This is a genomic window from Streptomyces sp. NPDC055078 (assembly GCF_053607985.1).
Genome location: NZ_JBSGUP010000563.1, coordinates 1 through 5502, shown reverse-complemented (window position 1 = coordinate 5502; position 5502 = coordinate 1). Strand labels below are relative to the sequence as shown.

The following is a 5502-nucleotide window of genomic DNA, read 5'->3' as shown; positions in this document are numbered from 1 at the left end:
GCGCGGGAGGAGGCGATCCGCCCGGCGGTCGGCCGGGTGGAGTCTCGGAGGGAGAACCCGTGGCCGGCGGTGCCGGGAGCGGGGTGGCCGCCGCGCCGGGAGCGGGGCCGGTTGCGGGGCCGGGTGCGTCCCGAACATTTGAACGACGCCTGGGCGTACGGTGGTTGACTGTCGGCCGGGTGGCTGGTCCGGTGTCCCGACCGCCATACTGCGAGGCGGGATCGGCGGCTCCGGGGTGCCGTGGTACCCCGGCGGACGGCGCGCGATGCCGGCGGCCGGCGGGACCGGAACCCGGCCCCCGGGCCACATGGCGCCGGGGCGCCGGCGGACCGGTCGTCTCCCGGCGCGTACCGGCCCCGGGGGACCGGAGTCCGGCCGTGGGAGCGGGTGCGGGTGCGGGTGCGGGTGCGGGACAGGGGGCGGTGGCGTGACAGGGGGCGGGGACGGATGCCGGGGGCATGGCGGGTGTCGTCTTTCCAGGGGGAACGTCGGTCAGCCGGCGGGCGTGCGGGCCGCCAGGGTGTGCGCGGGCAGCGAGTCCCGGGCGGTGTCCGGTCCGTGGTCGGCGGCCACCGGGGCGACGCTGCCGGGTCCCCGGCCGGGGGCATACCGGACGGTGTCGCCGACCGGTTCCGGCACCCCTGGCGGCAGGACGCCACCACCGGCTTGGGCGGGGGCGACGCCGCCGCGGCTCGCGTCCGGTGTCCGCGCGAGCGGGGTGGCGCGGGCCCACCACCCGGCCCGCCCGCCCAGGCGCGCGCGGTGATGGAGGTCGGCGAGGGTGTCGCGCGCCGTGCCGCGAACAAGCAGAGAAGCGCTGGTCATGCTGGTCTCCGCGGTGGTCGGGTGCGGTGGTCCGGACATGAGGCGCCCGCCGTTCGCCCGGCACCCCCGCTCATCGGTGCGGTGATGCGTCACGGCGAATGCGGACATAGTCAGCCTGTGGGGTGCGGTGCTCAAAGCGCAACGTGCAGAGTGTGCAGTGTGAGCGGCTTGCGCATGGTGTCGTACGGGATCGGCGAGGGGAGGAATCACGGGTGAGGCAGAGGTCGGGGAGGACCGTGCAGCACGCCGTCCTGGCCGCGCGGCTCCGGCAGTTGCGCGAGCGGGCCGGGCTGTCCCAGAAGGAGGCGGCGGACGCGCTGGGCGCACACCGCACCACCGTCCTGCGGATCGAGCGGGCGGAGACATCGCTGGACTCGGGACAGGTCCGGGCACTGCTGCGGCTGTACGGCACCGGCGCGGCCGAAGTCGAGCAGTTCCTCGGCCAGTTGGCGAGCGCCAACCTCCCGGGCTGGTGGCACCCCTGGCGCGATGTGATGGACCCGTGGCAGCAGGATCTGATGAGCGTGGAGTCGGCGTCCCGCATCATCCGCCTCTGGCATCCCGCGCTGGTCCCGGAGCTGTTACGCACCCCGGCCTACGCCCGCGCGGTCGAGGATGTGCTGCGGGAGGACGCGTCGCCCGCCGACCGCGAGCGGCGCGTGGAGTATCTGAGAGAGCGTCAGGCCCGGCTGGCGGAGCGGACGACCCGGATCTGGGCCCTGATGCCGGAGGCCGCCCTGAACACCTGGGTGGCCGGCGACGCCGTCATGCGGGAGCAGGCCGAGGCGCTGCGCGCCACGATCGAACACCCGGAACTGATCACCCTTCAGATCGTTCCGCTCGCCGCCCCACTTCATCCATTGACCGGCGCGGCGGCCCTGACCGTCTATAGGGTGGACGTCCCCGAGATCCCCGATCACGTCGTCCGGGACAGCCCGGTCGGCGCGCCCGACATCTGGGACGACACCTGCACGGTGACCGCCTACCGTATGCGTCTCGACGCGGCCTGCGCCTTCGCCCCGCCGCCGCAGACACCGCTCCCCGCCACCCGTATCCGACCAGGAGAGACGAACCTGTCATGACGGACGACCCGCAGCGCCGTATCGATACCTCCGTCGCTCATTCCGCTCGTGTCTGGAACTACTGGCTGGGCGGCAAGGACCACTACACCGCCGATCAGGTGGCGGGGGACGCCTATCGCGAGGTGTGCCCGCGCATCGAGATCTTCGCGCAGGAGTCACGCGGATTCCTCAGGCGTACCGTCACCCACCTCGCGGCCGAGGCGGGGATGACACAGTTCCTGGACCTGGGGTCCGGGCTTCCGACCACCGACAACACCCATGAGGTGGCGCAGCGCATCGCCCCCGCCGCGCGGGTCGTCTACGTGGACCACGACCCGCTGGTGCTGCTCCATGTGCACGGGTTGCTGACCAGCACCCCCGAGGGTGCCACCGCCTACGTCGAGGCGGATATGCGCGACACCGACGCGGTCATCGACGGCGCGGCGAGGACTCTGGACCTGACCCGGCCGGTCGCCCTGGTCATCTCCGATGTGCTGGGCCATATCGTCGACTTCGACGAGGCGCTCGCCCTGGTCGCGCGGCTCGTCGGCCGGCTGCCCTCCGGCAGCCACCTCGCGCTGAGCCACGCGGACGCGGCGGACGCCGAGCACGCCGCGGCCCAGGACGCCTACAACGCCTCGGGGGCCGTTCCCTACATCCTCCGGTCGCCCGAACAGATCGTCCGGTTCTTCGACGGCCTCGAACTGGTCGACCCGGGATTCGTGTCCTGGCCGAACTGGCGGCCCGACGCCACCACCACGTCCACCACCGAGCGGGCGGGCTGGGGCGCCGTCGCCCGTATCCCGTGATCCGAACGCACCCGATCGCGGCGTGCCCCGCCGTCACCGGGGGCGCGACGCTCCCCACGGCCGGCGGGAAAATCACCGGGGGCATGCCGCTCCCCACGGCCACCGACGGAGGTGCGCCGCTCTCCGCGTACCCAACCGCCCCCCGGCGTGACCGGCTCATCGCCCATGGACAGTGACAGTCTGGTGATGCGGCGGCTGTTCGCCGCGGCGGCGCGTTCCGGGGCGTCGCTGATCGCGGAAGCCGCCGCGGCGGTCGGCGGCTGGGCGGTGCTGGTCGACCCCATCGCGGGCGCCGTCTACAGCTCGCCGTGCGCAGCGGCGCCCAAGGGAGTCAACGCCGCCGCCGTGGCCGAGACGCCGAGCGCCGAGACGGGCGCGGAGTGCACCCTCGTCCGCCGGGTCGCGGGCGCGGCCCTGGTGGTCCGTCCCGGTGTCGACACCTCCGCCCGCCGCGCCGACCTGGTCGCACGGACCGCCGTCTGGCTGCTGGAGGTTCGGGCCCGGCGGGCCGAGGAGCTGAGACCGGCGGAGATACGGCTGCACGCCGCGGTGACGCGGCTGCTGCTGCGGGGCGAGACCCTGCTGGCGCGCGAGGTGATCGGTGACCTGGCGTCACATGCCACCGTCTACCGGCTCACCGGCGGCCCCGACCCCCAGGGCGCCCACGAGGCGTTGTGGCGGGCGCTGCTGCCTACCGCCGCCCGCAAGGGGACACACACCCTCGTGGCACTTCTGGACGGCGAACTGGCCGTGGTCGCCCTGCACGCCGCTGCCGCCGACGACGGCCGCGCCCTGCGGCTGATCGCCCGCGCCGCCGAGCGCCACGGCCTCCTCGGCGGGGTCTCCGACCCCGCGCCGCTGTCCATGCTGGCCACCGCCTGGGCCGAGGCCGGGCAGGCCCGTGCCGGCGCGGCGGCCGGCCGGCGGCTGGTGCCCGTCACCGGTCTCGGCGACCGGGCCCTGCTGCGGATCATCCCGGCGGACCGGCTCACCGCGTGGGCCGCCGCGCTGCTCAGCCCCCTGGACCCCGCCCACCGGCGGGTACTGGAAGCCTGGCTGCGCAGCGGATCGATCGGTGTCACCGCCCAGCTGCTGGGCATCTCACGGGGCACCGTACGGTCCCGGCTGCGCTCGGCCGCGGAGCTGCTGCCCGCCGTGCTGGACTCGGCGACCGTTCAGGCCCAACTGCTGGTCGCGCTGCGCGCACCGGCCGAGTCCCCGGTTCCGGACCGGCGAAGTGTTCCCGAGTCCCCGGTTCCGGATCGACGAACCGTCCCCGAGTCTCCGGTTCCGGAACGGCGCACCGTCCCCGAGACCTCGCTTACGCAACGGCGAAGTGTTCCCGAGGCCCCGCTTCCGGAACAGCGAACAGCCCTCGTGACCGGCCGGCCGGCTTCGCTCCCGCCCCCCATCGGGCTCGTGGACGAGACGACGGCACGCCGCTGGGCCACCACACTCGTCGGCCCCCTGGGGGAGGGCCACCGGATCACCCTGCGCGTCTGGCTGGAGCACCTGGGCCGGAGCGCCCCGGCCGCACATGCCCTGGGACTGCACCGCACGACGCTCAGCCGCTGGCTGGAGCAGATCGAGGAACGGCTCGGTGTGGACCTGGCCGCCCCCGGCACCCGCGCGGAACTCCACCTCGCCCTGGAGACCCTGGGCGGTGCGTCGGCCTCCCGTCGCCTGCCCAGGCGCGGCGGCCGCGCGTATCAGTAGGCCGCCCGGCGCCCGGGATTCCGCCCGCCGGACGGCCCACCGCAGAGGCCGCCCGGAGACCCCGGACAAACCTTTGGGTTGAATGCCCCTTTTGGGTAATTGGTGGATTTCGGCAGGGGAATGCGCATGGTGGATCATCTCTATCGAATAACGGACTTCCAGTGACAAGGGTCACTTCCGGCCCGGATGCGGATCTTTCCCGTCCGGTCCCATCGGGCGTTCCCCGGAAGAAAGTTGAGTACGGCACGGGGTTTTAGCGATCAAGATAATCGAGTGTCCGAAATGTTCCCGAGGGCTCAGGAAAAGGAATTCCTGTCTTGTACCGGCTCTTCCGCTCGCCTACGGTCATCCTCGAATCCGGACGGGCCGCCGAATCCTGCCACCGCCCGGCAACGCAACCGAACTCACTCACGTAGGCAGGAGCGGGGGACCCAGGTAAGTGCCGGTCCGGCGACGGACCGGCTAGGGGTGAAGTCGCGCCATCGGCGCGGCCGGGCATCTCCAGCCCGAATCCGACAGCTCACCTCGCAGGCGACGGAGAGGAATTCAGCATGCCTGCAATCGGTAGCCGTCACCGCACTTGGCGCACCCCGCTCACCAGAGGGCTCGCCGTACTCGCCGCGGGGGGCGCCGTACTCGCCCTCCCGGTACTGGGCGCGTCAACCGCTCACGCCGCGCCGGAAGCGACCGCCGCCACGCAGACGGTGACGTACGCCAATAACCTCGACGGCTGGATCAAGGAATCCCTCTCCGTCATGGCCAAGCACGGAATTCCCGGTACCTACGAGGGAATTCACCGGAACATCATGCGCGAGTCCTCGGGCAACCAGTTCGCGATCAACAACTGGGACTCCAACGCCGTTGCCGGAACGCCTTCCAAGGGCCTCCTCCAGGTAATCGACCCCACCTTCCAGGCGTATCACGTGCCCGGTACGTCGCTGGACAGTTACGACCCCGTCGCCAACATCACGGCCGCGTGCAACTACGCGGCCGACCGGTACGGATCGATCGACAACGTCTTCGGGCCCTACTGATCCCAGCACTCCCGCGACACCCGGACAGGGCCCCCGCCGTACCGACCGCAGCGGTAC

At 72.6% G+C, this 5502-nt stretch carries 5 protein-coding genes and 1 riboswitch; of the genes, 4 read left to right on the top strand and 1 reads right to left on the bottom strand.

Translation table 11 applies throughout. The annotated features are described in order from the left end of the window. Nucleotides 1–492 precede the first annotated feature (492 nt). The gene (locus tag ACWF94_RS32040; RefSeq protein ID WP_453496481.1) at nucleotides 493–825 is read right to left on the bottom strand and encodes a hypothetical protein; all 333 of its coding nucleotides are present in this window, start codon (nucleotides 823–825) and stop codon (nucleotides 493–495) included. A gap of 212 nt (nucleotides 826–1037) precedes the next feature. Here ACWF94_RS32040 and ACWF94_RS32035 point away from each other — a divergent pair, with 212 nt between their 5' ends. The 4 genes from ACWF94_RS32035 (at nucleotide 1038) to ACWF94_RS32020 (ending at nucleotide 5445) form a co-directional block, all read left to right on the top strand. Then, a complete protein-coding gene (locus ACWF94_RS32035) occupies nucleotides 1038–1907 on the top strand; it encodes a helix-turn-helix domain-containing protein (protein ID WP_453496478.1) in 870 nt (289 codons plus the stop codon). Continuing rightward, nucleotides 1904–2695 (top strand): SAM-dependent methyltransferase, encoded by a 792-nt coding sequence (locus tag ACWF94_RS32030; protein ID WP_453496475.1) that lies wholly within the window; start codon nucleotides 1904–1906, stop codon nucleotides 2693–2695. Before ACWF94_RS32035 ends, ACWF94_RS32030 begins: the two co-directional genes overlap by 4 nt. A gap of 165 nt (nucleotides 2696–2860) precedes the next feature. Then, nucleotides 2861–4411 carry a helix-turn-helix domain-containing protein gene (locus ACWF94_RS32025; protein ID WP_453496472.1) on the top strand — a complete coding sequence of 517 codons (1551 nt, stop codon included), beginning with the start codon at nucleotides 2861–2863 and terminating at the stop codon, nucleotides 4409–4411. A 391-nt stretch (nucleotides 4412–4802) separates the two neighbouring features. Continuing rightward, nucleotides 4803–4960, top strand: a riboswitch (cyclic di-AMP (ydaO/yuaA leader). A 2-nt stretch (nucleotides 4961–4962) separates the two neighbouring features. Next, nucleotides 4963–5445 carry a transglycosylase SLT domain-containing protein gene (locus ACWF94_RS32020; RefSeq protein ID WP_453496469.1) on the top strand — a complete coding sequence of 161 codons (483 nt, stop codon included), beginning with the start codon at nucleotides 4963–4965 and terminating at the stop codon, nucleotides 5443–5445. The last annotated feature ends 57 nt before the right edge of the window (nucleotides 5446–5502 follow it).

Coding starts and splice junctions, on each gene's coding strand:
- ACWF94_RS32040 (WP_453496481.1), bottom strand. CDS start 825: ATGACCAGCGCTTCTCTGCTTGTTCGCGGCACGGCGCGCGACACCCTC.
- ACWF94_RS32020 (WP_453496469.1), top strand. CDS start 4,963: ATGCCTGCAATCGGTAGCCGTCACCGCACTTGGCGCACCCCGCTCACC.
- ACWF94_RS32025 (WP_453496472.1), top strand. CDS start 2,861: ATGGACAGTGACAGTCTGGTGATGCGGCGGCTGTTCGCCGCGGCGGCG.
- ACWF94_RS32030 (WP_453496475.1), top strand. CDS start 1,904: ATGACGGACGACCCGCAGCGCCGTATCGATACCTCCGTCGCTCATTCC.